Here is a 25,844-nt window from a genome sequence, read left to right as displayed (position 1 = left end):
CGGGAGGTCAGGCGGCGGGGTCCCGGGGCGGCCAGGCGTCGCCCCAGTCGGTGTCCCGGGCCGCCCGGTACAGGCCGCCGTGGCGCTTGGTGACCGTCGTGCGGCCCAGCCGCTCCTCCGTCTCGCAGAGGTCGAGCAGTACCTGCCCCTTGCGGATCTGCGGGCGCCGGACCACCCGGTTCGGGGCCGGCTCGGCGGGCAGCCGGGTGGCGGCCACGTAGCTGAACTTCTCGTCCTCGTACGCCAGGGAGCCCCCCTTGACCTGCCGGTGCAGCGAGGAGCGGCTGACCCGGGCGGAGAAATGGCACCAGTCCGTGCCGGGGGCGATGGGGCAGGCGGCGCTGTGCGGGCAGGGCGCCGCCACCCGGAACCCGGCGCGGATCAGGCGGTCGCGGGCCTCGATGACGCGCTCGTAGCCCGCCGGGGTGCCCGCCTCCACGATGACGACGGCCTGGGCGGCGGCCGCGGCGGCGTCCACGAGGGCGGTCCGGTCAGCCTCGGCGAGTTCGTTGAGGACGTAGGACACGGTGACGAGGTCGGCGGGGCCGAGGCTGAGCGCCGTGCCGATCCGGGCCCGCTCCCAGCGGGCGTCGCGCAGGGCCGGGTTGGCCGCGGCGATCTCCCGGCCGAGGGCGAGCGCGGGTTCGGCCCAGTCGAGCACGGTCACCGGCCGCGTCCCCTCCCAGGTGGCGGTGACCGCCCAGGTCGCCGCGCCGGTGCCGCCGCCGACGTCCGTGTGGCTGCCGGGCGCCCAACCCGGCACGGTGTCCGCGAACGCCTCGAGCGCCGAGCGGACCGCCTCGAAGGTGGCGGGCATCCGGTAGGCGGCGTACGCGGCCACGTCGGCGCGGTCGCGCAGGATCGGGGCGTGGGTGGGGGTGTCGCCCCGGTAGCTGGCGATCAGCCGTTCCACGGCCGCGGCGGCCTGCGTGGGCGGAAGCCCGTCGAGCAGCGCGGCCACGGAGGCGCGGAGGGCGTCGGCTGGGGAGGCTGGGGCGTTCACCCGGCGATTCTCTCAGCTGTCCGGAGGGGGCCCGCCCGGGGACGGCGGGTCCGCGGCGGGCGCCCGGGGAGGGCTCAGGCCCCGCGGACGGCTCTCGACAGGTGGGTCGCCATGACCGCCCTGGGTCTGCTGTCCGGCAGCCGCCGACGGGGGTGGACCGTGTTGGCCAGCAGCACCAGGAAGGTGTCCGTGGCCGGGTCCAGGACCAGGGAGGTCCCGGTGAACCCGGTGTGGCCCGCCGCGCCCCGGCCCGCCAGCTCGCCCATGAACCAGGGCTGGTCCACGGCGAAGCCCAGGCCGGGCGGGGTCAGCAGGAGTTCCGTGAAGTCGGGGCCGAGGATGCGGGCGGGACCGTAGGCGCCGCCCGCCAGCAGGGCCCGGCAGAGGACCGCGAGGTCCGGGGCGGTGGAGAACAGGCCCGCGTGGCCCGCCACCCCGCCGAGCGCCCAGGCGTTCTCGTCGTGCACCTCGCCGCGCAGCATCCCCCGGTCCGCCTTGGCCCAGGGCCGCCGCTGGTCCTCGGTGGCCGCCGCGCCGGGACGCGGGCCGAAGCCGGTCGCCGTCATCCCGAGCGGCCGGGTGATGCCGTCCTCGATCAGCACGTCCAGGGTCCGGCCGGTGATCCGCTCCAGCACGAACGCGAGCAGGATCATGTTGAGGTCCGAGTAGAGGTAGGTGCCGGGCGCCGCGGCCGGCGCCTCCGCCCGCAGCATGGCCAGCCGGGCGGCGGCGTCCGGGCGGTCGTACAGCGGGAGCTCGGGGCGCAGCCCGGAGGTGTGGGTGAGCAACTGCCGCACGGTGATGCCGTGTTCGGCGGCGGCGGTGAACTCGGGCAGGTAGGCGCCGACCCGGGCGTCCATGCCGAGGGTGCCGCGCTCGATCTGCTGCACGGCGGCGACGGACGTGAACAGCTTGGTCAGGGACGCCAGGTCGAAGGGGGTCCGGACGTCGGCCGGGACCCGTTCGGCGGGCGGCAGCTCGACGCCGGCGCCGGTCTCGGGGTCGTAGCGGGCGTAGCGCACGGCCCAGCCGGCGGCCTCGGCGACGGCGACCACCGGTCCGCGTCCGGCCAGCACGACGGCGCCGGCCGCCCAGGGGCGCACTCCGGCGGTCAGGGCGTGCACCTCGTCGGCCAGGTGCCCGAGTTCCGTGGGGTCGAGCCCGGCTCGTTCGGGTGCGCCGGAGCGCAGTCGCGGCGTGCTCAGTTCCGCTCTCCCTCCGGCCCCGTGGACGGCCTCCAGGGACGGCACAGTCCCACGAAACAGGCCACCGCGACCAACGCACCGGCCAGTTGGACGAGCGCCATGGGCACGGCGGTGTGCTCCCCGGCGACGCCGACCAGCGGGGAGGCGACCGCGCCGATCAGGAAGGAGGAGGTGCCGAGCAGCGCGGAGGCGGAGCCGGCGGCGTGCCGGGTGCGCAGCAGGGCGAGGGACTGGGCGTTGGGCAGGGTGACACCCATCGCCGACATGAGCACGAAGAGCGCGGCGGCGACCGGGACCAGGCCGACCTCGCCGAAGGCCCCGGCGGACATCAGCAGCAGGGCGGCCGCCGCGAGCACGGTCACGGCCAGGCCGGTCGCGAGCACCTTCTCCAGCGCCACCCGGCCGACCAGCAGCTTGCCGTTGACCTGGCCGGTGATCATCAGCCCGACCGAGTTGAGGCCGAAGAGCAGGCTGAAGGTCTGCGGGGAGGCGCCGTAGATCTCCTGGACGACGAACGGCGAGGCGCTCACGTAGGCGAACAGCGAGGCGAAGGCGAAGCCGCCGGCCAGCAGGTAGCCGCTGAACGGCGCGTCGGCGAGCAGGCCGCGCATCGCGCGCAGCGCCTCCCCCACCCCGCCCAGGTGCCGGCGGGCGGGTGGCAGAGTCTCCGGCAGCCGCGCCCAGACCAGGGCGGTGAGCGCGGCGCCGGCGACGGTGAGGACGACGAACACGCCCCGCCAGTCCGTCACCCGCAGGATCTGGCCGCCGATCAGCGGCGCCACGATCGGGGCGACGCCGGAGACCAGCATCAGGCTGGAGAAGAAGCGGGCCATGGCCAGGCCGTCGTACAGGTCGCGCACGACGGCCCGGGCGATGACGATCCCGGCCGAGCCGGCGAGGCCCTGCGCCAGCCGCAGCGCCACCAGGGTCTCGACGTCGGGCGCCAACGCGCACAGCGCGGTGGCGACGAGGTACACGGCGAGGCCGGTCAGCAGCGGCCGGCGGCGTCCCCAGCGGTCGCTCATCGGCCCCACGACGAGCTGTCCGAGGGCCATGCCGGCCAGGCAGGCGGTGAGGGTGAGCTGGACGGTGGCGGCGGGGGCGTGCAGGGTGCGGGTGACCTCCGGCAGCGAGGGGAGGTACATGTCCATCGCCAGCGGGGTGGTGGCGGTGAGGCCGCCCAGGAGGAGGACGAGGAGCGGGCCGGCGGGCCGGGCGGGGCCGTCCGCGGGCCGCATGGCGGCGGACGGGTGCGCCCTCTGGGGTGTCGGTGCCGCCGCGTCCTCGCGCATGTGTCCCTCCCTCTCGCACAGTTCCGGCACCTATGCTCTCAGCTCGTACACACTGCCGAGGTACACATGAGCGAGGGCGGGGCGGGATGGGGCAGCGGAGCGTGCGGTGGGGGATCCTGGCGACGGGCGGCATCGCGGCGGCCTTCGCCGCGGATCTCGTGGACCTGCCGGACGCGGAGATCGTCGCCGTGGCCTCGCGCCGGCCGGAGTCGGCGGAGGCGTTCGCCGAGCGGTTCGGGGTGACCCGGGCCTACGGCGACTGGGAGTCGCTGGCCGCGGACCCGGACGTCGACGTCGTGTACGTCGCCACCCCGCACTCGGCGCACCGGGCCGCCGCCGGGCTGTGCCTGACGGCCGGGCGGAACGTGCTGTGCGAGAAGGCGTTCACGGTCAACGTCCGCGAAGCCGAGGAACTGGTGGCGCTGGCCAAGGAGCACGACCGCTTCCTGATGGAGGCGATGTGGATGTACTGCAACCCGCTGGTACGGCGGCTGAAGGCGCTGGTGGACGACGGGGCGATCGGCGAGGTCCGCACGGTGCAGGCCGACTTCGGCATCGCGGGCCCTTTCCCGGCGTCGCACCGGCTGCGCGACCCGGCGCTCGGCGGCGGCTCGCTGTTGGACCTCGGGGTGTATCCGGTGTCGTTCGCGCAACTGCTGCTCGGTGAGCCGGACTCCGTCACCGCGAGCGCGGTGCTCTCGGCGGAGGGCGTCGACCTGCAGACCGGCGCCCTGCTCTCCTGGGAGAGCGGTGCGCTGGCCTCGCTGCACTGCTCCATCGTCGGCGGCACCGGGACCACCGCGTCGGTCACCGGCTCCCTGGGCCGGATCGACGTACCCGGCGGCTTCTTCCACCCCGAGCGCTTCGTGCTGCACCGGGACGGCCGGGACGGCGAGGAGTTCACCGCGGACCCGGCCGACGGGCCGCGCACCAGCCTGCGGCACGAGGCGGCCGAGGTGATGCGGGCGCTGCGGGCGGGCGAGCGGGAGTCGCCGCTGGTGCCGCTGGACGGCAGCCTCGCGGTGATGCGCACGCTGGACGCGATCCGGGAGCGGATCGGTGTGCGGTACCCCGGGGAGGCGGTGACCGCGGTCGCGCATTAGCAACCGTATGGCGGACAACCGATTCCGCATCGCGGACCCGCCGCCTACGCTGCGGAGCCATGACTGACAGGGAATCGAAGATCGCGGTGGTGACCGGCGCCGGTTCCGGCATCGGGCGGGCCGTCGCCGTGGAACTGCTGCACGCAGGCTGGTCGGTGGTCCTGGCCGGCCGGCGCACCGAGACGCTGGAGGAGACCGCCGCGCTGGCGCCCGAGGGCCCGTGGCTCGCGGTGCGCACCGACGTCTCCCGGCCCGGGGACGTGGAGGCGCTGTTCACGGCCGCCGTCGAGCGGTTCGGGCGGGTGGACATGCTGTTCAACAACGCGGGCACCTTCGGGCCCGGCGGGGTGCCCGTCGAGGACCTGCCCTACGAGGCCTGGCGGCACGTGGTGGACACCAACCTCAACGGGGCTTTCCTGTGCGCTCAGGCGGCGTACCGGCGGATGAAGGAGCAGGACCCGCAGGGCGGCCGGATCATCAACAACGGCTCCGTCTCCGCCCACACGCCCCGGCCGATGTCGGTCGCCTACACGGCGACCAAGCACGCGCTGACCGGCCTGACCAAGTCGCTGTCGCTGGACGGACGGCCGTACCGGATCGCCGTTGGCCAGCTCGACATCGGCAACGCGGCCACCGACATGACGGCCCGGATGCAGACCGGCGCGCTCCAGGCCGACGGGCGTACCGCCCCGGAGCCGGTGATGGACGTGGCGGACGTGGCGCGCACCGTGCGGCACATGGCCGAACTGCCCCTGGAGGCGAACGTGCAGTTCGCGACGGTGCTGGCGACCGCGATGCCCTACATCGGGCGCGGCTGACGCGAGCCGCGCGAACGGCGTCCGGGCATCCGCGGTCTTGCGGCCCTACTGCCGCCTGTGCTCAACTCTCCTTCACAGGAGCTTCACACTTGGGGTGCTGGGGTTCCGCAGCCAAACCGAGGGGGGAGGCGGCAGCCGTTCCACCGGCCGCGGCTCGGGGGTGGACCTGGCGGGCGACCGCGGGGTGCGCACCGGCCGGCGGAGCGGCTGCCGCGATTCGTCCCACGGCCCCGGCGGCAGGGGGTTCAGACCCGGCGGCGCCCGCCGGATCCGCTCTCCGGCCGCGCCTGCGCGGAGGCCGCCCTGCCCCGGGTCAGCCGCCGGCGCACCGCCCAGGCGCCCGCGCCCAGCAGGGCCGCCGAGCCGGCGGCGCCCTCCAGCAGCCGCCACGACGAGGTGTGCCCCGGCCCCGAGCCGGGAGCGCCCGCCGCGGCCTGCGCCGCCCTGCGGGCCGTGCCGGGCGCCGGACTCGCGCTCGCCCCGCCCGCACTGAGCGGTTCCACCAGCGCGCCCACCGCCTGCGCCGAACCGCCGCGCCCGAAGCCCCAGTCGAGCAGCGCGGCGGTCTGCTCGTAGACCGCGTTGCCGCCGACGTGCGGGTGCATCACGGTGACCAGCAGGGTGCGGCCGCCCCGGGTGGCCGCACCGGTGAAGGTGTTCCCGGCATGGCTGGTGTAACCGTTCTTCACGCCGATCAGGCCCTCGTACACCTCGAGGCCCCACGCCCCGGTGAGCAGGCGGTCGGTGTTCTGGATCTGGAAGGTCTTCTTGCCGCCCGCCGGGAAGTCGGCGGTCCTGGTGCCGCAGTAGCCCCGGAAGTCGGCGTCCTTCAGACCGTTCCGGGCGAACAGCGTGAGGTCGTAGGCGGAGGAGAGCTGGCCCTTGTGGTCGAAGCCGTCCGGGCTGACCACCCGGGTGTCCAGGGCCTGCAGGTCCGCCGCCTTGGCCTGCATCTCGGCGACCGTCTTCGCGATGCCGCCGTTCATGTGCGACAGCACGTGCACCGCGTCGTTGCCGGAGCGCAGGAACACGCCCTGCCACAACTGCTCGACGGTGTAGGTGATGCCGGGCTTGATGCCGACCAGGCTGGAGCCGGCCGGGACGTCGGCCAGGTCCTCGTCGGTGACCCGGTACCGCTCGGTGCGGTCGAACTTCTTCAGCACGGTGTCCGCGAAGAGCATCTTCAGCGTGGACGCGGGGGCGAGGCGCCGGTGCGCGTTGAACGAGGCGAGCACCTCGCCGCTGTCGCCGTCGGCGACGAGCCACGCGCGGGCGTCGAGCTTCCTGGGCAGTCCCGAGGCGCCACGCACCTGGACCCCGCCACGCGCCAGCCGCTCACCGCCCACGACGGTGGCGGCGGCGGCCGGGGCGGCCACGGAGAGGGGAAGGGCGGCGGCCGTCAGCCCGAGGGCGGCACGCCGGCTGAGCCTTGAACTATCACGCACCCCGGGACCGTACACCGCGTCGAACAGGGGTTTGTCCGCGGGAGCCGGGGAGACGACCGGAATTTGCCGTCCCATGAGAATGCGGTGAGTCACCCGTCTTCCCAGCCCTTGCACATCCTTTACCCAGGGCTCCTCCAAGGTTCCTCCCCGGCTTGGGGCCGCGCCCGCAGCGGGCGCCGAAAGCCTCTTGGGGAAGGGGATGTTCGGCATCTGTCCCGAGCACGGGCCGAGCCGCCGCAGGAAGGCCGCTCTGGTGTGATCGCGATGGGCCTGGCGCTCGGTATCGCGCTGGTCATCACCGTCAGCTCGGTGTCGGCCGGCATGACGCAGGCTCAGGACAAGGTCCGGAAATCGCTGTACGGCCTCGGCACCGACATGACGGTCACCGGGGCGCGTTCGGCTCCCGGGGCGGGCAGAGGGGGCTTCTGCCGTCATGCCCGTTGACGACAGAAAGCTGAAGCGCACACGAGGACGGGCCCCGGAGACGGCGCCGGCCGCCGGCTACGCCTGCCCGGTCTCGAACCGCGAGATCCGCCCGTCGTCCCCGACGGTGAAGGTCCACCTGGTGCGCATCTCGCCCCAGGTGTCGTTGCGGTAGCGGGCGAGGAGGGTGTGGCCGCCGTTGGACTCGTTGTCGACCTCCATGTGGCCGTGCGAGGAGAAGATCTCCCGGTCGATCCAGTCGGCGAGGTCGCGGTCCGAGCCGTCGTCCGCCATGGTCGCGTCGGGCGCGAGGAGCGACAGGAAGCCCTCGCGGTCGTGGGCGTTCACGGCGTGCACGAACGCCCGGACGGCAGGATCGCGCAGCTTCGCCGGCTGAATGGTCATGGCGTCAGGCTCACACCGGCCCCCCGCACCCGCCACCCGAACGCCATCCAGGACGGGCCCGGCGGGGTGAGGGATGCGACGGTGGGAACGCGGAGGGGGACCTGTCGCCTGCTGATGGAGAGTCACCGTGACGTGTTACGACCGACGCGACGTGGGCCTGCTGCTGCTCCGGCTGGGAACCGGCGGGGTACTGGCCGCGCACGGCGCGCAGAAGCTGTTCGGCTGGTTCGGCGGGCACGGCCTCGAGGGCACCGGCCAGTTCATGGAGTCCGTCGGCTACGCGCCGGGCAAGGCGAGCGCGACGGCGGCCGGCCTGGCGGAGGCGGGCGGCGGCGCGCTGCTGGCGCTGGGCCTGGCGACCCCGGCGGCGGGCGCCGCGGCGGCGGGCGCGATGGCCGGCGCGGCGGCGGTGCACATGCCCAACGGCTTCTTCGCCCAGGAGGGCGGTTACGAGCACGCGGCGTCCCTGGGCCTGACCGCGGCCGGCCTGGCCGTCACCGGCCCCGGCCGCCTCTCCCTCGACCACGCCTTCGGCCACGTCCTCGACCGCGGCTGGATGGTGCCGGTGGCCCTGGGCGTGACGGCGGCGGCGACGGCCGTGGTGGTGGGCGCGCGGAACCGGCGGCTGCGGCAGCGCAAGGAGGGCGAGCAGGAGACCCTGTTCGAGGAGTAGGACTCCTACGAGCGGTCGGGGCCCTGTTCCCGGAACAGCGGGGCGGCGCCGCGCGGCGGCATGGCAGTCTGCGCGGCATGACCCGTCAGGACACCACCAACACCGCCGGCACCGCCCCCGCCCTCTGGCCCGCCGTGGACGAACTCTGGTCCCGTCTGGAGGCCACCAGCGGGCACCCGGGCCCGGAGGGCGTGCTGCTGCGCATCCTCAAACTCTCCGAGGAGGTCGGCGAGGTCGCCGAGGCGGTCCTCGGCACGACCGGCCAGAACCCCCGCAAGGGCGTCACCCACACGTGGGACGACGTCCAGTCGGAACTCTGCGACGTGGCCATCACCGCCCTGGTCGCCCTGCGCACCCTGACACCGGACGCGCAGGGCGTCTTCGAACGCCACCTGACGCGGGTACGCGAGCGGCCGCTGGAACCGCCGGTGTGAGCCGACGGTCTCGGACCGGCACGGCCCGCACACCCGCCGGCCCGCACGCTGGAGCGGGGGCGTGGCGGAGCCCGGGAGTCGTATCCAGCTCCCGGGCCCCTTGGGGTGCCACCCAATTGCGCACGCCGGCGGCGTTCAAGAGGACGGATCAGACATCATGCGGTCGTGTTCTTCCTTTGAACTACCGCAGCACGTGAGAGCTGCAGGCGAGATTCGAACTCGCATCCGACGGCGTTCGTCCGGCCCCGTTCGATCCCGTGATCGAATTCCCGACGCGACCCTGGCGGCCGGTGCCGGGAGCACCGGTCACCGCCCGTCCTCTTCGCCTTCCTCGGTAAAGGGGCGCACCGCCTCCAGCAGAGCCGTCAACGCACCGGTGAGCGTCCCGACCTCGGCGACGCACCGGGCGTACGGGTCCTTCGGGTACTGCCGCTCGGCCTGCTCGGCGGCGTTCGCCAGGATCTGCTCGGCGGTCTGAACCGCGGCGCGCAGGACGGCACGTTCGATATTGCCGGGCATGTGGTCTCCCCTGGATTCCGCCGTGCCGGGCACAGGATTCCCCGGAATGCTTCGATGTCCCCATCAGCCGGTTCTGCCGGGAACGCCACGGGTGGCACGATCCGGTGCGAAGTGGCCCGGAACAACAGCCGAGGAGGAGGCATGTCTTCCACAAGCGTACGGGAGGTGCTGGACGCGCTGCAGGACGTCGACTTCCCTGCGGGCAAAGGGGAGCTGGTCCAGGCCGCCGAGGATTCCGGAGCGCCGGAGGAAGTGGTCAAGGCGCTTCGCGCCGTTCCCCCGGTCGAGTACGGCAACCGGGATGAGGTGGCCAGGTCGATGCGCGTCGACCCGGCATCCGACCTGGACCTGAGCGCGGCGCAGCGCGCGGAGCAGGCCCGGCGCGGCGGCCGCCCCGGGCAGTCGCAGCACCTGCGTGACGTCCCCAAGCCGCCGGTCCGGGGCGAACTCGGCCAGTCCGGATCCGCCCCGCACGGCCGGGTGGACACGGCGGCGGCGTTTTCACCGGAGGGGAGCCCGCGGCCTGCGGGTGTCAGCCGACAGGGCGATCGGGCGTCGGGAGTCACCGTGGCACCGGCAACGGCTCGCCTGGGGCGTCGTCAGGAAAGCGGCGGCCCTCGCGGTACGCACAGCGCCGGGAACCGGACATGTGCCCGGCGGGCGCGATCGCGGGTCTCGTGCCTATGGTCTTGATATGTCTGTCTTCATCAAGCTCGCAGAGGTTGGGAATCCCGACGGATACACCGACCGCACCATCTGGGACGTCGCCTACGAAGATGTGGTGGACGAACTCAGCTACGCCTACGACCTGCACCCCAGCGGAGCTCTGAGGGTGGTCCGGGTGCCGGTCGGACTGCCGGTGGCAGTGGAGTCCGTGTTCAGTCCCGGAGTGTGGTTCAGGGTGCAGGGCCTCTGGCACGGGGCGGGCGGCTCCGGCGCCTCGTGAGGGCGGCGGCTGTCATACGGCGAACGGGTAGGTCTCGGGGACCTCGCCTTCCCGCCACTCGGCCGTGCGCTCCAGGGGTTCGACAGCCACCAGCGGAGCAGCCCCGCCAGGATCGTCGTGTGGGAGCACAACTCCCACCTCGGGGAGGCCCGGGGCACGGAAGCCGCGCTCCGCGGCGAGCTCAACGTCGGCCAGTTGGTGCGGCAGGCGCACCCTGATGACTGCTGCCTGCTGGGCTTCACCACCTACACCGGCACGGTGACAGCCGCGGACGACTGGGGAGGACCGGTCATGCGCAAGGCGGTGCGCCCGGCACTCGTTGACAGGTTGGTCCACGACCTGCCGCTCCCAGGTCTCACCCGCTCCGAAGGCGGCCTCGAACCCCCAGGCCTGGGCGTCGCCGTCGGTGTTGTAGTGATCGAAGCAGGCGTAGCGCTCGCGGGCCCGCTTCGCCGCCTCCGGATCGACGCGCTTCCGAGTGGGGCACCCAGGGCCGTGGCGACCTCGTACGCCACCGGAACACCGCCGCGCGGCAGGCCCAGCGCGATCACATCGGGATCGCCGCGGTAGCGTTCCAGGAGCTTGGCGCCCGATGCGCGGCTCCCGGGATCACGGCGAGCAGGGCACGGGGTCGTCATCGGTGTGTTGAGGTCATGCCCCCAGGTCGTAGGCGCCCTCCGCACCTGTGCGCCAGGGGCTTTTCAGGGACTTTCAGCGGTGCCCGAGGGACTTCCGAGGGACTTTTCGCGGCCTGACACGGCAAGCCCTCGAAAGACCGGAGAGGGCCTCCGACGCAGGTCAAAGGCCCTTTCCGAGGTGAAGCCGCAGGTGGCGGCAGACGAGTCGGGCTGTACGCCGGGTTCTGTTCCCCGGGGTCCTCGCGGGCCCCGGGGCGACGGCCATCCATCTAGGGCCGGTGTTGCCACCGGCCTCGTGCGGTCTACCCGCGGACTCGGGCGGGCAGCCCTCGAACGTCCGCGCAGAGCGCTTTTCACGGCGCTCCTTTTGACCTTGCTCCGGGTGGGGTTTACCTAGCTGCCCAGGTCACCCTGGGCACTGGTGGTCTCTTACACCACCGTTTCACCCTTACCGAGGGCCGGAGCCCCCGGCGGTCTGCTTTCTGTGGCACTGTCCCGCGGGTCACCCCGGGTGGCCGTTAGCCACCACCCTGCCCTGTGGAGCCCGGACGTTCCTCGGGAAGCCCCTCGCGGGAACTTCACGCGGCCGTCCGCCCGGCTCGTCTGCCGTGCCGACCATGGTACCGGGCGCACGGGGCGACCGTTTCCGCCGCCGGTCAGACGAGGTCCGTGGTGTCGAGCTCGAAGGCGAACGGCTCGGGCAGCGACAACGGATCGCCGAAGGAGCGCCGGACCAGCCGCAGGTAGTCCTCCTTCTCCGGCTCGCTGAACAGCGTCACCATGCCGGTCTCGCGGTCGACGAGCAGGTACGCCGGGATGCCCGCGCGGGCGTAGCACCGGCGTTTGGTCTCCCGGCCGGCCTCCGGCTTGCCGGACGTCACCTCCAGGACCATGGCGATGCCGTCGCAGGGCGTCCAGGAGTCGGCACCCCCGAAGAGATCGAGGTTCAGGGCCCCGAACGCGGCGTCCGGGATGACGTGGTTCCTGGGACACGCGCCCCCGCTCTTCAGCCGCAGCCCCTTGTTCCCGGAGAAGTCCATGTCGACCCGCGACCGCTTGATCACTTGCCGCACGATCCGGCTGATGTACTTCTCGTGGTCCCCGTCCGGCGGCGGTGTCACGACGATCTCCCCGCCGATCAGCTCGGCCCGGAAGCCCTCCGGGGTGTCGAGGGACAGGAAGACGTCCAGCAGGCCCTCGGCCGGCGTGGTGGGCTCATGTGCCACGGCGGTCATGTCGCGCCCCGCCTTCGGCCGGTCGCCAGACTGGGACATCCCAAGATCACCTGTCCGAGAGATCGGGAACCGTTCCCTCGATCGTGGCACAGGGGCGGCGCCCTCGTCAGGCGCTGGGCCGTACGCCCGGCGAGCCTGGTGAGAGCGGCCCCGAAGTCCGGACTCCGGGGCCGCCGGGCCCCCGGGTCCCGCGGCCGGGCATGTGGTGTGCGCGGGGCGATGGGGGGTGTGCGGCACCCCGTACGCTGGCGCTGAACCGATCGAAGGAGTACGCGTGCTTGTCCTGCTGCCGCCCTCGGAGGGAAAGGCGTCCTCGGGCCGTGCCGCCCCGCTGAAGCCGGAGTCGCTGTCCCTGCCGGGACTGGCGCCGGCGCGGGAGGCGGTGCTGGCGGAGCTGGTCGAGCTGTGCGCGGCCGACGAGGAGAAGGCGCGCGAGGTGCTCGGGCTCAGCGAGGGACTGCGCGGCGAGGTGGCGAAGAACGCCGGGCTGCGCACGGCCGGGGCCCGCCCGGCCGGGGAGATCTACACCGGCGTGCTGTACGACGCCCTGGACCTCGCCTCGCTGGACGCGGCCGCGAAGAAACGGGCGGCGCGCTCGCTGCTGGTCTTCTCCGGGCTGTGGGGCGCGGTGCGGGTGACGGACCGCATCCCCTCCTACCGCTGCTCGATGGGCGTGAAGCTGCCCGGGCTCGGCGCGCTGGCCGGGCACTGGCGGGCGCCGATGGCCGAGGTGCTGCCCGAGGCGGCCGGCCAGGGCCTGGTGCTGGACCTGCGTTCCGCCGCCTACGCGGCGGCCTGGAAGCCCAAGGGCGAGGTCGCCGGGCGGACCGCGACCGTGAGGGTGCTGCACGCGCCGACCCGGAAGGTCGTCAGCCACTTCAACAAGGCCACGAAGGGCCGGATCGTACGGAGCCTGCTGTCGGCCGGTGCCGCGCCGAAGGACCCCGCCGAGCTGGTGGCGGCGCTGCGGGACCTCGGCTACGTGGTGGAGGCCGGGGAGCCGGGCAGGGCGGGCAGGCCGTGGGCGCTGGACGTGCTGGTGGAGGAGGTCCACTGAGCGCGGCCGGCTGAGGGCCACCGCAGTCGTTGCATCATGCGCAACGGTCGTTGCGGAGGGTGTCGCTCGTGGGCACGATGAGGGCATGACCTCACCGCTGCCCTCCGCTTCGGCTGCCTCCGTGCTGGACTACGCGCCCGTCATGCCGGTCGTGGTGGTGTCGGACGCGTCCCACGCCGTCCCGCTGGCGCGCGCGCTGGTGGCCGGGGGGCTGCCCGCCGTCGAGGTGACACTGCGGACGCCCGCCGCGCTGGACGCCATCCGGGCGATCGCGGACGCGGTGCCGGACGCCGTGGTCGGGGCGGGTACGGTCCTCACGCCGGAGCAGGTGGACGACTGCGTGGCCGCCGGGGCGCGGTTCCTGGTGAGTCCGGGGTGGACGGACGCGCTGCTGGAGGCGATGCGCGGGTCCGGGGTGCCGTTCCTGCCCGGGGTGTCCACGACGTCCGAGGTCGTGGCGCTGCTGGAGCGGGGGGTGCGGGAGATGAAGTTCTTCCCGGCGCAGGCCGCGGGCGGCACCGCATATCTCAGGTCGCTGGCCGGGCCGCTGCCGCAGGCCCGCTTCTGCCCCACGGGCGGGATCGGTCCGGCGACCGCGCCCGAGTATCTGTCCCTGCCCAACGTCGGTTGCGTGGGCGGGAGCTGGATGATCCCGGCGGAGGCGGTGACCGCCGGGGACTGGGGGCGGATCGAGGACCTCGCGCGAAGCGCGGCCGGGCTCGGCGGCGACGCGGGGCGCTCCCGGGCGGGGCTCGGCCAGGCAGGGCTCGACTAGACAGGGCTCGACCGGGCGGCGCTCGGCCGACCGCGCTCAGGGACGCAAGTGGGACGTGTCGTTGAACAGCCGTACGCTCGCGTTGCCGTCCGCGTAGTACGCCACCGCGGACAGGGAGGCGGCGGAGAGTTCCATGCGGAACAGGGCTTTCGGCGGGGCGTCCAGGGCGAGCCGGATCAGGGTCTTGATCGGCGTGACGTGGGTGACCAGCAGGACCGTGCGGCCCGCGTGCGCCGCGACCAGCTTGTCCCGGGTGGCCGCGATCCGGGTGGCGGTCTCCGCGAAGCTCTCGCCGCCGCCGGTGGGGTGGGCCTCCGGGTCGGCGAGCCAGGCGTTCAGGTCGTCCGGGTGGCGCTCGCGGACCTCGCCGAAGGTGAGGCCCTCCCAGGCGCCGAAGTCCGTCTCCCTGAGCCCCTCGTCGACCGTCACGTCCAGGCCGAGGCGGGCGGCGACTATGCGGGCGGTCTCCTGGGTGCGGGCGAGGGGCGAGGCGATGACGGCCTGGACGGTGCCGCGCCGCGCCAGCGCGGCGGCGGCCCGCCGGGCCTGCTCCCTGCCCGCGTCGGAGAGGGAGGGGTCGGTGCCGCCGCTGCCGGAGAAGCGCTTCTGGGGGGTGAGGGGGGTTTCGCCGTGGCGCAGGAGGACGAGGGTGGCGGGGGCGCCGAGGTCGGGGGCGGTGCTCCAGCCCCGTGTCCGCGACCGCTCGGCGCTGCCGGCGGGGCGCCGCTCGCCGGGGGCGGCGGGGCGCCCCTCGCCCGCGGGCGCCGCCGCGTCCCCCCGTGCCGCCCCGGCAGCGGCACTGCCGCCCGCGGCCACGGCGGTGCCGGCCTCCGTCGCGCCGGCGGCCGCGGCGGCGGAATCACCGGCCGCGGACCCCGGTGTCCGCGCCGGAACCGCCGCCTCGCGAACCGCCTCGGCCTCGACGTCGTCGCCGCTCGCCGACCACTGTTCGCCCCGTGCGCCCGCGTCCATGGCCTCGTTGGCGAGGCGGTCGGCGTGGGTGTTCCGGGCGCGGGGAATCCACTCGTAGGTGACCTGGCCGGGCGGGAAGACGCGGTTCGCCTCGGCCGCCAGGGGCTTCATGTCGGGGTGTTTGATCTTCCAGCGGCCCGACATCTGCTCGACGACCAGCTTGGAGTCCATCCGGACGTGCACCCGGGCGGTGGGGTCGAGGGCGTGCGCGGTGCGCAGCCCGGCCAGCAGGCCCCGGTACTCGGCGACGTTGTTCGTGACGACGCCGAGGTACTCGGCCGCCTCGGCCAGGGTCTCCCCCGTCGCCGCGTCGCTCACCACGGCGCCGTAGCCCGCGGGCCCCGGGTTGCCCCGTGAACCGCCGTCCGCCTCGACGATGAACTCCCGCACCGCGCCGGCTCCCTACAGACCCGACTCGGAGGTGCGCACCAGGATCCGGCCGCAGTTCTCGCAGCGGACCACCGTGTCCGGCGCCGCGGCGCGGATCTCGTTCAGTTCGGTGATCGCCAGCTCCTGCCGGCAGCCCTGGCAGGTGCGGGCGTACAGCTTGGCCGCGCCGATGCCGCCCTGCTGACCGCGCAGCTTGTCGTACAGCTTGAGCAGGTCGGCGGGGACGGAGCCGGCGACCACCTCGCGCTCCTTGGTGACGGAGGCGGCCTCGCCGTCGATCTCCTCGAGCGCGGCGTCCCGGCGGCTGGTCGCGTCGTCGATCCTCCCCTGGACGGAGCCGACCCGCTCGGTCAGCTCCGCGACCCGCTCCTGCGCGGACTCGCGGCGCTCCATGACCTCCAGGACGACGTCCTCCAGGTCGCCCTGCCGCTTGGCGAGGGAGGCGATCTCGTGCTGGAGGTTGGACAGGTCCTTGGGCGAGGTGACCGCGCCGGAGTCCAGGCGCTGCTGGTCGCGGGCGGCGCGCTGGCGCACCTGGTCCACGTCCTGCTCGGCCTTGGTCTGCTCGCGGGCGGTGTCGCTCTCCTCGGTCTGCGCGGCCACCAGCAGGTCGCGGAGCTGCGTGAGGTCCTTGTTCAGCGACTCGATCTCGGCGTGCTCGGGCAGAGACTTCCGTTTGTGCGCGAGCTGCTGCAGGCGGACGTCGAGGGCCTGGACGTCGAGGAGTCGGATCTGGTCGGCGGGCGCGGCGTTCAGTTGGGGGCTCCCGTGGAATCGGAAGGGGCGCGCGAAGCGCTCGTTGGAAGGGTGGTGGTGGGCGACGGGTGGGCGGTGCCGGTGGACGCCGCGTGGGCGGTCCAGGGGTCGGTGACCGTCCTGGAGACGTGGACCCGCAGGCCCCAGCCGTGACGGTCGGAGATCTCGTCGAGCTGGGCGGCGGCCAGCTCGCACCAGGGCCACTCGGTGGCCCAGTGCGCCGCGTCGAGCAGCGCGAGAGGACTGTGGGCCACGGCCTCCGAGGCCGGGTGGTGGCGCAGGTCGGCGGTGAGGAAGGCGTCGACGCCGGCCGCGCGGACCTGGTCGAAGAGGCTGTCGCCGGAGCCGCCGCTGACGGCGACGGTGCGGACGACGGCCTCGGGGTCGCCGGCCACCCGGACGCCCTGCGCGGTGGCCGGCAGCCGCTCGGCGACCCTGGCGGCCAGTTCGCGCACGGTGAGCGGGTGGTCGAGTTCGCAGACCCGGCCCAGGCCCCGGCAGCCCGCCGGGTCGGTCGGGTCCGGCACGAGGGGGCGCACGACCCGCAGGTCGAGGGCGCCGGCCAGCGCGTCGGAGACGCCCGGGTCGGCGGTGTCGGCGTTGGTGTGGGCCACGTGCAGCGCGATGTCGTTCTTGATCAGCGTGTGCACGACGCGACCCTTGAAGGTGGACGCCGCGACCGTGGTCGTCCCGCGCAGGTAGAGCGGGTGGTGGGTGACCAGCAGGTCGGCGCCGAGCTCGACGGCCTCGTCGACGATCTCCCGCACGGGGTCGACGGCGAACAGGACCCGGGTGACCTCCTGGTCGGGGTCGCCCACCACCGTGCCGACCGCGTCCCAGGACTCGGCCCGCTCGGCGGGCCACAGGTTCTCCAGCGCGGCGATGACTTCAGACAGACGGGGCACGGGGAAAAGGCTACCTGGCTGTTTCGCGCGGGCGTACCGCGTCCGCCCCGGCCGGACCGCTCAGCACAGGGGCCGCGGTGCCCTCAGCTGAATCGCTTCTGCGCCACCCGTATGTGTGAAGCCGCCGTCCACCGGCCCCCGCCTGTGCGTGCGAAAACTAGCTTCGTCGCCGGAGGTGACCGAACGATGACGGCCTGTGCGATCGAACCCCCTTCGACCGACCGGTCCGGCGAGGGCGACGGTGCGCCGGGGACGGGCTGCGCCATCACGGCGGACGGCGCCTACGCCGCCCGGCTCGCGCCGGACGGTGACTCCTGGTTCCCGGAGCGCTGGACGCTGGACGGCCCGGAGCCGTACGCGGTGCCGCTGCCCGGCCACCGGCCGGAGGAGCCCGGCGCCCAGGTGCAGCCGATGGGCGACGGGCGGGTGCTGATCCACCGGCCGGCGGAGGAGCACGGGCACACCTTCTGCCTGCTCTACCCGACCGGACCCGGCACCGGCGAGCTGCCGCTGGGGACGGTGGAGTGCCCGGAGCCCGGCACCCGGCTCACGCTGCTGCCCCCGGCGCCGGGCGGTGCGCGGGCGTACGCCCTGGCCGTCGGTCCGCGGGCCACGGCGGTGTGGCTGGTGGCGGGCGGCGCGTCCGGGCCCGAGCGGCTGGCCGAGGTCGAGGGGCGCTGCTCGGGCGGGGTGTGGCTGGACGGGGCCGGGCGGCTGCTCGCGCTGGACCGGGAGCTGGCCGGGCGCACCAAGACGGTGGTGGTGGACCTGGGGCGCGGCGGCGAGGTGTCCCCCCTGCTGCAGATCGCGGAGGACAGCGACGACCGGCTGCTGCTGGCCGACCCGGACAGCGGGCTGCTGCTGATCTCCTCGGACGCGCCCTCCCCGGGGCGGGAACGGTTGGGCTGGGGGGTGCTGGGCAGCACGCTGCCGGTGCGCTTCCCGAAGAGCCTGCGCGTCGCGGGCTGCTCGGTGACGCCGTTCGCGATCCAGCCGGGGCAGGTGCTGATGCCGGAGAACTGCGCGGTCGCGCTGCGCGTCGTGGGGCCGGCCGGCGGCTGGGTCGGCACCTGGCGGCCGGCCGAGCGGCGGGTACGTCATCTCCCCGCGCCGCAGGGATGGTTGACCGGGTGCGGGCTGTGGACGCGGGACGGGGTGCTGCGGCTGCCGTACGCCACGGGAGAGGTCCCGTGCGGCGTGGCGGAGCTGACGCCGCCCCGCGGGGAGCCGGGGGGCGCGGGGGCGGCGGGACCGGGGGAGCCGGCCCGGGACGGCACGTCCGCCGGGGCGCCCGAGGCGCCCGGCGGGACGTCGGCGGCGGGTCCCGGGGAGCCGGTGACGGTCCGTCCGGTTCCGCTGCGGGAGGCCCCGCTCGGACGACTTGTAACAAAGTAGTGCCGGTCGGCGTGCCCGCCTGGATCCGGCCGGTGGTGGGTTGGTTACACTCGCCCGGCTGTAAAAGATCATGTTGACGGGGTGAATTCTTCCGATGAGCGACACCAGCACGACTCAGCCGCTGTCTGCCGACTCTCAGGACGCGGACGGCCACGGCCGGCATCGGGGCCCGGTCGCGGCCCAGGACGGTGAGACGGCTCCGCGCGGGCGTCACCGCAAGCCGGCCGAGCAGACCGCCGAGGCGGCTGCCTGACGGCAGTTCGTGAGGAGGGGCTGCCCGTCGTCGGACTGGGAGCCCCTCCTTCGTCTCTCAGGAGTGTTCCCTGCGTCTCTCAGGAGTGTTCGACCACGGTGTCGGCGAGGACGGGGGCATCGTCCCGGTCGGCGGCGGTCACGGCCACCCGGACGGCGCCCTCTCCCCGCCACATGCGGATCCGCAGGGTCTCCCCCGGGTGGACCACTCCCGCGAACCGGGTGGCGTACGAGCGGACCCGGCCCGCGTCGCCGCCGAGCAGCGTGTCGACGACCGCCTTGAGCGTCATGCCGTAGGTGCACAGTCCGTGCAGGACGGGCCGTTCGAACCCGGCGGCCCTGGCGAACTCCGGGTCGGCGTGCAGGGGGTTCCAGTCGCCTGAGAGGCGGTACAGGAGGGCCTGGTCCTCGCGGGTCGGCCGGTCCACGGTCCGGTCGGGCTCGCCCTGGGGCGGGTCGGGGCGGGCGGCGGGGCCGCGGTCGCCGCCCCAGCCGCCCTCACCGCGCAGGAAGATGCCGGCCTCGCTGGTCCACAGCGGGCCGTCGGCGTCGGCGACGTCGGTGCGCAGCACCAGGACGGCCGCCGTGCCCTTGTCGTGGAGGCCGGTGACGCGGGAGGTGGCGGTGGCGGCGCCCCGCACGGGGACGGGGCGGTGCACCGTGAGCGACTGGCCGCCGTGCAGGACGCGGGCCAGGTCGACCTCGACGCCCGGCGTGGACAGGCCGCTGATCACTCCCGGCGGTCCGCCGCCCGCGACGGTGGCGAAGCTGGGCAGGACGTGCAGCCGGGACTCCAGGGTGTAGCGCAGCTCTCCGGGGTCGGTGGCGGGCACGCCGGCGCCGATCCCCAGGTGGTAGAGCTGGACGTCCTTCGCGGTCCAGGCGATCTCACCCGAGCGGGGCTCGGCGGCGAGCACCTTGGCTGCGTCGATCGGCAAAGGGGAACTCCTGACCTGGGGCCTGCGGGCCGGACTGGAACGCGCTGCAGTCCGGCGCCCTCTGTATAGCCGGGCGCCCACGGGTTGTGAAGGTCCGCGGTGCGGCGCCGGGAGCCACACCCGTGACATTCGTCCTGCCGGAGTCCGTACACGCGGACCTGCCGGGAGCGGGCGCCCGGTTCGTACGCTGGCCGTCGTACCGCCGCCACGGGGCGGTGGCCGTCGGACCGGGGGGCGAGGGACATGTCGTGGTGGGCACGGGCGAGAGGCCGTCTGCGGGAACCGTGCGAGGTGCGGGCCGGGGTGAAGCGCCGTCGGACGGCGCGGCGGAACGGCGGGGATCCGGCCGTGGACCACCCGGGCCCGCCGCCCACCGGCTTCTCGCTGCTGCCCTGGCTGCTGATGGGCATGGGGTCCTTCTCCAACCTGCTCCAGGGCGAGACCCCGAACCCGTGGATCGGCGGCCTGGGCCTGCTGGCCTTCAACTCCCTGTACATCTACGTCACCTTCCGCTCCTTCGACCGCGACCGGCGCCGGGCGCCGTCCACCCGGGTGGCGCTGCTGCTGATGGGGCTGCTGACGACGGCCCTGGGACTGGGGTACGGCGGAAGCTGGCTGATGTTCTTCCCGCTGCTCGGGCTCGCCACCGGCGCCACCCTGCGCGGTCCGTGGCTGGGCCGTGCCGGCCTGCTCCTCACGCTGTACGCGGGCGCCGTCTCCGCCCTGCGCGGCGGCTGGTCCGACGCCACGAGCATCGCCTACGCGACCTTCCTGTCCAGCATGGTGACCGCCGCGATCCTCGGTCTGTCCGAGGCGGTGCGGGAGTTGCGCGCCGCCCGGGAGGAACTGGCCACGCAGGCGGTGGAGAAGGAGCGGCTGCGGTTCTCCCGCGATCTGCACGACCTGCTCGGCCACACCCTGTCGGTGATCGTGGTGAAGTCCGAGGCGGCCCGGCGGCTGGCCCCGCGCGACATGGACGCGGCCCTCACCCAGATCGGCGACATCGAGTCGGTGGGCCGGCAGGCCCTCACCGAGATCCGGGAGGCGGTGACCGGCTACCGCGAGGGCAGCCTCGGAACCGAGCTGGCCCGGGCCCGGTCGGCGCTGTCCGCGGCGAGCGTGACACCGGTGGTACGCCGGTCCGGGACGCCGCTCACCCCGGCCACCGAGGCGCTGCTCGGCTGGGTGGTGCGTGAGGCGGTCACCAACGTCGTCCGGCACAGCGACGCCACCAGCTGCGAGATCACCATCGAGGGCGCCGCCGAGCGGGTGCGGCTCACCGTCGCCGACAACGGCACCGGCTCCGGCTCCGGCTCCGGCTCCGGCTCCGGCTCCGGCTCCGGCTCCGGCGGGACCCTCACGCGCCCCGCCGAGGGCATCGGCGGCACCGGTCTGACGGGGCTGACCGAGCGCCTCGCGGCGGCGGGCGGCTCCCTCACGGCCGGCCCGTCGCCGCGCGGCGGATTCTCGGTCACCGCCGAACTGCCGGTGGAACCGGCCCGGGCGGCTGCCGTGGGCGCGGCTACGGCGCCCAGGGAGAGCTGACCGCCCAGCTCACGTCGTCACTCCACGCGGTGGCGCTGTCCCAGGCGTTGGAACCGCCGTCGCTCGCGATGCAGACCGCGTGGTCGTAGTGGCGCAGGTACCGCGTATCGCCGAGGGCCGTCAACCCCTGCGGCAGCGGGGAACTCCGGGTCCCGAATGGGCGGCCCTGGCTACCCTGGGCCCGTGAACGACATCCGAGTCCTGCTCGCCGAGGACCAGGGCATGATGCGCGGGGCCCTCGCCCTGCTGCTCGGCATGGAGGACGACATCGAGGTGGTCGCCCAGGTGTCGACCGGCGACGCGATCGTGGACGCCGCCCTGGCGCACCGGCCGGACGTGGCGCTGCTGGACATCGAACTGCCCGGCATCAGTGGCCTGGACGCGGCGGCCGCGCTGCGCGAGCGGGCACCCGGGTGCCGGGTGCTGATCCTGACCACCTTCGGCCGGCCCGGCTATCTGCGCCGGGCCATGGAGGCCGGGGCGGCCGGCTTCCTCGTCAAGGACGGACCGGTGGAGGAACTGGCCGCCGCCATCAGGCGGGTGCTCGCAGGGGAGACCGTGGTCGATCCGGCACTGGCCGCGGCCGCCCTCAGCGCCGGGCCGAACCCGCTGACGGCACGCGAGCGCGAGGTGCTGACGGCGTCGGTGGACGGGGCGACGGTGGCCGACATCGCCGGCCGGCTCCACCTGTCCGAGTCCACCGTCCGCAACTACCTGTCCGCCGCCATCGGCAAGACCGGCACCCGCAACCGCGCGGAGGCGGTGCGGGAGGCCCGGCAGCAGGGGTGGCTGTGAGCCACGGCCGGAACACCGGCCCGCAACCCGGCGATCCGACTGCTCGCTGACGGGGCGTCAGAAACCCATGTGCGGGTCAAAGATTCGTTAGAGGCTCGAAGCAACGGAATAGTTGCCCGTGCATACGAGGTTTACCCGGCACTGATGTCACCCGGGAGGCCGAACTCAATGACGCACACGACGACCGACCAGCCCCGCCGGGGGGCGGGCGGGGCCGTGGTCCCGGTGCTCGCCTTCGCGGGCATCGTGGTCGCGGTGATGCAGACCCTGCTGGTGCCGGTCATCAAGGATCTGCCGCAACTGCTGGCGACCGCTCCCAGCAACGCCACCTGGGTGCTCACCTCGACCCTGCTGTCCGGCGCCGTGGCCACCCCGATCATGGGCCGGCTCGGCGACCTGTACGGCAAGCGGCGCATGCTGGTCCTCAGCCTCGCCGTGATGGTGGCCGGCGCCCTGGTCAGCGCCCTCACCAGCACCCTGCTCACCATGATCGTCGGCCGTACCCTGCAGGGCTTCGCCATGGGCGCCATCCCGCTGGGCATCGGCCTGATGCGGGACATGCTGCCGCGTGAGCGGCTCGGCTCGGCCATGGCCCTGATGAGTTCCTCCATCGGCGTCGGCGGCGGCCTCGCCCTGCCCGCGGCCGCCGTGGTCGCCCAGCACACCGACTGGCACGCCCTGTTCTACGGCGCGGCGGGACTCGGCGCGCTCGCCATCGCCCTCACCCTGTTCGCCGTGCCCGAGTCCCCGATGCGCGCCAAGGGCTCCTTCGACCTGCTCGGCGCGCTCGGCCTCTCCGCCGGCCTGGTGCTGCTCCTGCTGCCCGTCACCAAGGGCAGCGACTGGGGCTGGTCCTCCGGCACGACGCTCGGCCTGTTCGGCGCCTCGGTCGCCGTGTTCCTCCTGTGGGGCCTGTACGAGCTGCGCGTGCCGGCGCCGCTGGTCGACCTGCGCACCACCGCCCGCCGCGAGGTGCTGCTCACCAACCTGGCGTCGATCATGGTCGGCGTCAGCTTCTACGTCGTCTCGCTGGTCCTGCCCCAGTTGCTCCAGCTCCCCAGCGCCACCGGCTACGGCCTCGGCCGGTCCATGGTGGTCGCGGGTCTGTGCGTGGCCCCGCTGGGCCTGACGATGATGTTCACGGCGCCGGTGTACGCCCGCCTGTCCGCCCGCTACGGCCCGCGGACCACCCTCATCACCGGCCTGCTGATCATCGGCGCCGGCTACGGCGGCGGCCTCGGCCTGATGGACGCCGCCTGGCAGACGATCGTCACCTCCGTCGTGCTCGGCGCCGGCATCGGCCTCGCCTACTCCTCCCTGCCCGCGCTGATCATCGGCGCGGTCCCGGCCTCGGAGACCGGCGCGGCCAACGGGCTCAACACGCTGATGCGGTCCATCGGCACCTCCGTCTCCAGCGCCGTCATCGGGATGGTGCTGGCCAACACGGCGAACGACGTGGGCGGCGTGGCCGTCCCCACCATGCACGGCTTCCACGTCTCGTTCCTGATCGCCACGGCCGCGGTCGCGGTGGGCCTGCTGCTCGCGTTGTTCCTGCCCAGGGCGCCCCGCCCGGCCCAGCACACCCAGCTGCGGGCCAGCAGCGAGGAGGAGGCCGGCATCCGGCACGCCGAGGAGGTCCTGCGCGGCTTCCGCGGCCGGGTGTTGGGCGCCGACGGCACCCCGGTCGCCCGCGCCAAGGTGACCCTGATCGACCGCCGGGGCCGCCAGGCGGGCGCCACGCTCTCCGGGGAGGACGGCTCCTACGCCCTCTCGGTCCCGGCCGAGGGGCCGTACGTGCTGGCCGCCAGGGCCACCGGGCACGGGCCGCTGGCCTCCGCCGCCACGCACGCCGGCGACGACCGTCCGGTCGACCTGGACCTGCCCCTGCCGGGCGGGACGCCCGGCACCTGACCCGGACGCCCGGCCCGGCCGTCGGCCGGGTGCCGGGCGGTTGAGAGGCACGCCATACCCACCCCCTGTCGCCGCGCGGCAGGGGGTGCGGCAGCATGGGGCGCCCACAGGCCCCGCCCGGCCGGGTGCGACCGGGCACCGCCCGGACAGCGCACGACCGGACCGGGAACGGCCGAACCGGGAACGGCCGGGACGAGCACGGACCGGCCGAGCACCACCGATTCACGTACGACCGAGAGGAACACCCATGCCCGCGGCACCCAAGCCCGAGATCCTGGCCGCGTTCGAGGCGGCGAAGGGGTTCATGCCCGCGGACGAGGGGCTGGCGCTGTACGCGGCCGCGGCCGAGGCCGGGCGGCTGGGGCTGCCGCTGCTGGAGGTCGGCACCTACTGCGGGCGCTCCACCGTCCTGCTCGCGGACGCGGCCCGCGAGGCCGGCGTCACCGCGCTGACCGTCGACCACCACCGGGGCAGCGAGGAGCAGCAGCCGGGTTGGGACTACCACGACCCGGAGACGGTCGACCCCGAGATCGGCCTGATGGACACCCTCCCCACCTTCCGCCGCACCCTGCACCGGGCGGGTCTGGAGGAGCACGTGGTCGCCCTGGTCGGCCGTTCCCCGCAGATCGCCGCGATCTGGAACTCCCCGCTCGGCCTGGTCTTCGTCGACGGCGGCCACACCGACGAGCACGCCGGCGCGGACTACGAGGGCTGGGCGCCGCACGTCGCCGAGGGCGGGTTCCTCGTCATCCACGACGTCTTCCCGCACCCCGAGGACGAGTTCACCGGCCAGGCCCCGTACCGGGTCTACCTGCGGGCCCTGGAGTCCGGCGCGTTCACCGAGACGTCGGTCACCGGCTCGCTGCGCGTGCTGCGCCGGACCGGCCCGGGCCTCTGACCCCCTTCCGGTTCCGGCGCGGGGGCCCGGTGCGGCCCCCCGCGCCGCCCGGCGGGCGGGACGTTCGCGGCAGGCCCTAGGGTGGCATGCGTGTCGTACGTAGGACCGGACTTCGATCCCCCGCGTCCGCGCCGGCCCCGGCGCGGACCCCTGACCGTCGCGCTCGCCGCCCTGGTGCCCGGCGCGCTGCTCGGCTGGCTCGTGTACGAGACGGCGGGCGGTCCGGGCGGGTCCGGCGGCGCGGGTCCCGCCTCGCCGGCCGCCTCCTCCGCGCGCGCTTCCGCGCCGCCGGCCGCGCCCGCGGGGGGCGGCGGCTCCGCCCCCGACCCCAAGGACCCCGGCCCGGCGGGCAGTTCGGCCCCCGCCGTCTCCGGCGCGCTCAAGGGCAAGGTCGTCGTGATCGACCCGGGTCACAACCCCGGCAACTACCGGCACCCTGCCGAGATCAACCGCCAGGTGGACATCGGCACCAACCGCAAGGAGTGCGACACCACCGGCACCTCCACCAACTCCGGTTACGCGGAGGCCCGGTTCACGCTGGACGTGGCCCACCGGCTGCGGACCCTGCTGGAGCGGCAGGGCGCCACGGTGAGGCTGACGCACGACGGCGACTCCCCGCCCTGGGGCCCGTGCGTCGACGAGCGCGCCCGCATCGGCAACACCGCGCGCGCGGACGCGGCCGTCTCCATCCACGCCGACGGCTCGGCTCAGGGCAACCGCGGTTTCCACGTCATCCTCCCCGCGCCGGTGCACGCGGGCGGCGCCGACACCCGCGCCATCGCCGGCCCTTCGAAGGACCTGGGCACGCGCATCGCGGGCCGGTACCTGCGCAGCACCGGGGAGCCGCCGTCCAACTACGTCGGCGACGGCACCGGTCTCGTCACGCGGAAGGACCTCGGCGGTCTCAATCTGTCAACGGTTCCCAAGGTGTTCATCGAGTGCGGCAACATGCGCGATAGCAAGGACGCGGCGTTGCTGACCAGCGGCGCCTGGCGGCAGAAGGCGGCGCAGGGGATCTCCGAGGGAATCGTGAGTTTCCTGCGCGGGTAGCGGTCGGCTGGTCCATCCGGGCGGACAGTGTGATCGTGCGGGCGCTAGTGTCGTCCCTACGATGAG

General features: G+C 74.3%; 27 protein-coding genes, 1 other RNA gene and 1 pseudogene. 17 read left to right on the top strand and 12 right to left on the bottom strand.

Annotation, left to right across the window (positions count from 1 at the left end):
* Positions 1–7: 7 nt before the first annotated feature.
* The 3 genes from ACFQ9Z_RS05690 to ACFQ9Z_RS05680 form a co-directional block, all read right to left on the bottom strand.
* Positions 8–1,003, bottom strand: coding sequence for a small ribosomal subunit Rsm22 family protein (locus ACFQ9Z_RS05690; protein WP_383011150.1), 996 nt, complete (start codon positions 1,001–1,003; stop codon positions 8–10).
* Positions 1,004–1,077: 74 nt separating this feature from the next.
* On the bottom strand, positions 1,078–2,253 hold the full coding sequence (locus ACFQ9Z_RS05685; RefSeq protein ID WP_383011147.1) for a serine hydrolase domain-containing protein: 1,176 nt from the start codon (positions 2,251–2,253) through the stop codon (positions 1,078–1,080).
* On the bottom strand, positions 2,205–3,500 hold the full coding sequence (locus tag ACFQ9Z_RS05680; protein ID WP_383011144.1) for a multidrug effflux MFS transporter: 1,296 nt from the start codon (positions 3,498–3,500) through the stop codon (positions 2,205–2,207). Before ACFQ9Z_RS05680 ends, ACFQ9Z_RS05685 begins: the two co-directional genes overlap by 49 nt.
* 86 nt (positions 3,501–3,586) lie before the next feature.
* On the opposite strand from ACFQ9Z_RS05680, the gene ACFQ9Z_RS05675 reads away from it, so the two are divergent.
* Both ACFQ9Z_RS05675 and ACFQ9Z_RS05670 read left to right on the top strand, forming a co-directional pair.
* Positions 3,587–4,603 (top strand): Gfo/Idh/MocA family protein, encoded by a 1,017-nt coding sequence (locus ACFQ9Z_RS05675; protein ID WP_383011140.1) that lies wholly within the window; start codon positions 3,587–3,589, stop codon positions 4,601–4,603.
* 59 nt (positions 4,604–4,662) lie between these two features.
* Complete coding sequence (locus ACFQ9Z_RS05670) at positions 4,663–5,421, top strand: SDR family oxidoreductase (RefSeq protein WP_383011137.1); 759 nt, start codon at positions 4,663–4,665, stop codon at positions 5,419–5,421.
* Between the two features lie 245 nt (positions 5,422–5,666).
* On the opposite strand, the gene ACFQ9Z_RS05665 is transcribed toward ACFQ9Z_RS05670, so the two are convergent.
* Positions 5,667–6,941 (bottom strand): D-alanyl-D-alanine carboxypeptidase family protein, encoded by a 1,275-nt coding sequence (locus tag ACFQ9Z_RS05665; RefSeq protein ID WP_383011134.1) that lies wholly within the window; start codon positions 6,939–6,941, stop codon positions 5,667–5,669.
* Positions 6,942–7,065: 124 nt separating this feature from the next.
* Between ACFQ9Z_RS05665 and ACFQ9Z_RS05660 the strand changes: the two are divergent.
* Positions 7,066–7,289 (top strand): annotated as a pseudogene (locus ACFQ9Z_RS05660) (ABC transporter permease); the annotation flags it as partial.
* 78 nt (positions 7,290–7,367) lie between these two features.
* On the opposite strand, the gene ACFQ9Z_RS05655 reads toward ACFQ9Z_RS05660, so the two are convergent.
* Positions 7,368–7,694 (bottom strand): nuclear transport factor 2 family protein, encoded by a 327-nt coding sequence (locus ACFQ9Z_RS05655; protein WP_143631714.1) that lies wholly within the window; start codon positions 7,692–7,694, stop codon positions 7,368–7,370.
* Between the two features lie 127 nt (positions 7,695–7,821).
* Here ACFQ9Z_RS05655 and ACFQ9Z_RS05650 point away from each other — a divergent pair, with 127 nt between their 5' ends.
* Both ACFQ9Z_RS05650 and ACFQ9Z_RS05645 read left to right on the top strand, forming a co-directional pair.
* A complete protein-coding gene (locus ACFQ9Z_RS05650) occupies positions 7,822–8,367 on the top strand; it encodes a DoxX family protein (protein WP_383011130.1) in 546 nt (181 codons plus the stop codon).
* 77 nt (positions 8,368–8,444) lie between these two features.
* The gene (locus ACFQ9Z_RS05645; RefSeq protein ID WP_383011127.1) at positions 8,445–8,801 is read left to right on the top strand and encodes a MazG-like family protein; all 357 of its coding nucleotides are present in this window, start codon (positions 8,445–8,447) and stop codon (positions 8,799–8,801) included.
* Between the two features lie 306 nt (positions 8,802–9,107).
* Here ACFQ9Z_RS05645 and ACFQ9Z_RS05640 read toward each other — a convergent pair whose 3' ends face one another.
* Positions 9,108–9,320, bottom strand: coding sequence for a hypothetical protein (locus ACFQ9Z_RS05640; protein WP_383011124.1), 213 nt, complete (start codon positions 9,318–9,320; stop codon positions 9,108–9,110).
* Positions 9,321–9,485: 165 nt separating this feature from the next.
* Between ACFQ9Z_RS05640 and ACFQ9Z_RS05635 the strand changes: the two genes are divergently transcribed.
* From ACFQ9Z_RS05635 to ACFQ9Z_RS05625, 3 genes are read left to right on the top strand one after another with little or no spacing between them, the layout of a single operon-like run.
* Positions 9,486–10,013 carry a DUF2795 domain-containing protein gene (locus ACFQ9Z_RS05635; protein ID WP_383011121.1) on the top strand — a complete coding sequence of 176 codons (528 nt, stop codon included), beginning with the start codon at positions 9,486–9,488 and terminating at the stop codon, positions 10,011–10,013.
* A 1-nt stretch (position 10,014) separates the two neighbouring features.
* Positions 10,015–10,266 carry a hypothetical protein gene (locus ACFQ9Z_RS05630; protein ID WP_383011118.1) on the top strand — a complete coding sequence of 84 codons (252 nt, stop codon included), beginning with the start codon at positions 10,015–10,017 and terminating at the stop codon, positions 10,264–10,266.
* Between the two features lie 9 nt (positions 10,267–10,275).
* A complete protein-coding gene (locus ACFQ9Z_RS05625) occupies positions 10,276–10,836 on the top strand; it encodes an erythromycin esterase family protein (RefSeq protein ID WP_383011833.1) in 561 nt (186 codons plus the stop codon).
* 265 nt (positions 10,837–11,101) lie between these two features.
* On the opposite strand, the gene rnpB is transcribed toward ACFQ9Z_RS05625, so the two are convergent.
* Together rnpB and ACFQ9Z_RS05615 are read right to left on the bottom strand one after the other, a co-directional pair.
* An RNA gene (gene rnpB, locus ACFQ9Z_RS05620) (RNase P RNA component class A) lies at positions 11,102–11,506 on the bottom strand.
* A gap of 54 nt (positions 11,507–11,560) precedes the next feature.
* Positions 11,561–12,139 carry a Uma2 family endonuclease gene (locus ACFQ9Z_RS05615; protein ID WP_383011830.1) on the bottom strand — a complete coding sequence of 193 codons (579 nt, stop codon included), beginning with the start codon at positions 12,137–12,139 and terminating at the stop codon, positions 11,561–11,563.
* A gap of 274 nt (positions 12,140–12,413) precedes the next feature.
* Between ACFQ9Z_RS05615 and yaaA the strand changes: the two genes are divergently transcribed.
* Together yaaA and ACFQ9Z_RS05605 are read left to right on the top strand one after the other, a co-directional pair.
* The gene (yaaA, locus tag ACFQ9Z_RS05610; RefSeq protein WP_383011115.1) at positions 12,414–13,196 is read left to right on the top strand and encodes a peroxide stress protein YaaA; all 783 of its coding nucleotides are present in this window, start codon (positions 12,414–12,416) and stop codon (positions 13,194–13,196) included.
* An 85-nt stretch (positions 13,197–13,281) separates the two neighbouring features.
* Positions 13,282–13,971, top strand: coding sequence for a bifunctional 4-hydroxy-2-oxoglutarate aldolase/2-dehydro-3-deoxy-phosphogluconate aldolase (locus ACFQ9Z_RS05605; RefSeq protein WP_383011112.1), 690 nt, complete (start codon positions 13,282–13,284; stop codon positions 13,969–13,971).
* Positions 13,972–14,007: 36 nt separating this feature from the next.
* Here ACFQ9Z_RS05605 and ACFQ9Z_RS05600 read toward each other — a convergent pair whose 3' ends face one another.
* Genes ACFQ9Z_RS05600 through ACFQ9Z_RS05590 form a run of 3 tightly spaced genes read right to left on the bottom strand, consistent with a single transcriptional unit; the run spans position 14,008 to position 16,994 of the window.
* Positions 14,008–15,333, bottom strand: a complete 1,326-nt coding sequence (locus tag ACFQ9Z_RS05600) for a bifunctional RNase H/acid phosphatase (RefSeq protein WP_383011109.1) — start codon at positions 15,331–15,333, stop codon at positions 14,008–14,010.
* Between the two features lie 12 nt (positions 15,334–15,345).
* A complete protein-coding gene (locus ACFQ9Z_RS05595) occupies positions 15,346–16,089 on the bottom strand; it encodes a zinc ribbon domain-containing protein (RefSeq protein ID WP_383011827.1) in 744 nt (247 codons plus the stop codon).
* Positions 16,086–16,994, bottom strand: a complete 909-nt coding sequence (locus tag ACFQ9Z_RS05590; RefSeq protein WP_383011106.1) for a Nif3-like dinuclear metal center hexameric protein — start codon at positions 16,992–16,994, stop codon at positions 16,086–16,088. The genes ACFQ9Z_RS05595 and ACFQ9Z_RS05590 overlap by 4 nt, the downstream gene beginning before the upstream one ends.
* A 186-nt stretch (positions 16,995–17,180) precedes the next feature.
* On the opposite strand from ACFQ9Z_RS05590, the gene ACFQ9Z_RS05585 reads away from it, so the two are divergent.
* Together ACFQ9Z_RS05585 and ACFQ9Z_RS05580 are read left to right on the top strand one after the other, a co-directional pair.
* Positions 17,181–18,389, top strand: coding sequence for a hypothetical protein (locus ACFQ9Z_RS05585; protein WP_383011102.1), 1,209 nt, complete (start codon positions 17,181–17,183; stop codon positions 18,387–18,389).
* Between the two features lie 94 nt (positions 18,390–18,483).
* Positions 18,484–18,642 (top strand): hypothetical protein, encoded by a 159-nt coding sequence (locus tag ACFQ9Z_RS05580; protein WP_383011099.1) that lies wholly within the window; start codon positions 18,484–18,486, stop codon positions 18,640–18,642.
* 79 nt (positions 18,643–18,721) lie between these two features.
* On the opposite strand, the gene ACFQ9Z_RS05575 is transcribed toward ACFQ9Z_RS05580, so the two are convergent.
* A complete protein-coding gene (locus ACFQ9Z_RS05575; protein ID WP_383011096.1) occupies positions 18,722–19,579 on the bottom strand; it encodes a MaoC/PaaZ C-terminal domain-containing protein in 858 nt (285 codons plus the stop codon).
* Between the two features lie 243 nt (positions 19,580–19,822).
* On the opposite strand from ACFQ9Z_RS05575, the gene ACFQ9Z_RS05570 reads away from it, so the two are divergent.
* The 5 genes from ACFQ9Z_RS05570 (at position 19,823) to ACFQ9Z_RS05550 (ending at position 25,778) form a co-directional block, all read left to right on the top strand.
* A complete protein-coding gene (locus tag ACFQ9Z_RS05570) occupies positions 19,823–21,124 on the top strand; it encodes a histidine kinase (RefSeq protein WP_383011093.1) in 1,302 nt (433 codons plus the stop codon).
* 156 nt (positions 21,125–21,280) lie between these two features.
* A complete protein-coding gene (locus tag ACFQ9Z_RS05565) occupies positions 21,281–21,919 on the top strand; it encodes a response regulator (protein ID WP_383011090.1) in 639 nt (212 codons plus the stop codon).
* 168 nt (positions 21,920–22,087) lie between these two features.
* Entirely contained in the window at positions 22,088–23,830 is a 1,743-nt protein-coding gene (locus ACFQ9Z_RS05560; RefSeq protein WP_383011087.1) for an MFS transporter, read from the top strand.
* A 247-nt stretch (positions 23,831–24,077) separates the two neighbouring features.
* Positions 24,078–24,728 carry a class I SAM-dependent methyltransferase gene (locus ACFQ9Z_RS05555; RefSeq protein WP_143631765.1) on the top strand — a complete coding sequence of 217 codons (651 nt, stop codon included), beginning with the start codon at positions 24,078–24,080 and terminating at the stop codon, positions 24,726–24,728.
* 90 nt (positions 24,729–24,818) lie between these two features.
* On the top strand, positions 24,819–25,778 hold the full coding sequence (locus tag ACFQ9Z_RS05550; protein WP_383011082.1) for an N-acetylmuramoyl-L-alanine amidase: 960 nt from the start codon (positions 24,819–24,821) through the stop codon (positions 25,776–25,778).
* The last annotated feature ends 66 nt before the right edge of the window (positions 25,779–25,844 follow it).

Origin of the sequence: Streptomyces sp. NPDC056580 (assembly GCF_042793175.1) — a bacterium.
GTDB lineage: Bacteria > Actinomycetota > Actinomycetes > Streptomycetales > Streptomycetaceae > Streptomyces.
The sequence above is the reverse complement of the archived record's forward strand: the minus strand, read 5'-3'. Positions and strand labels throughout refer to the sequence as shown.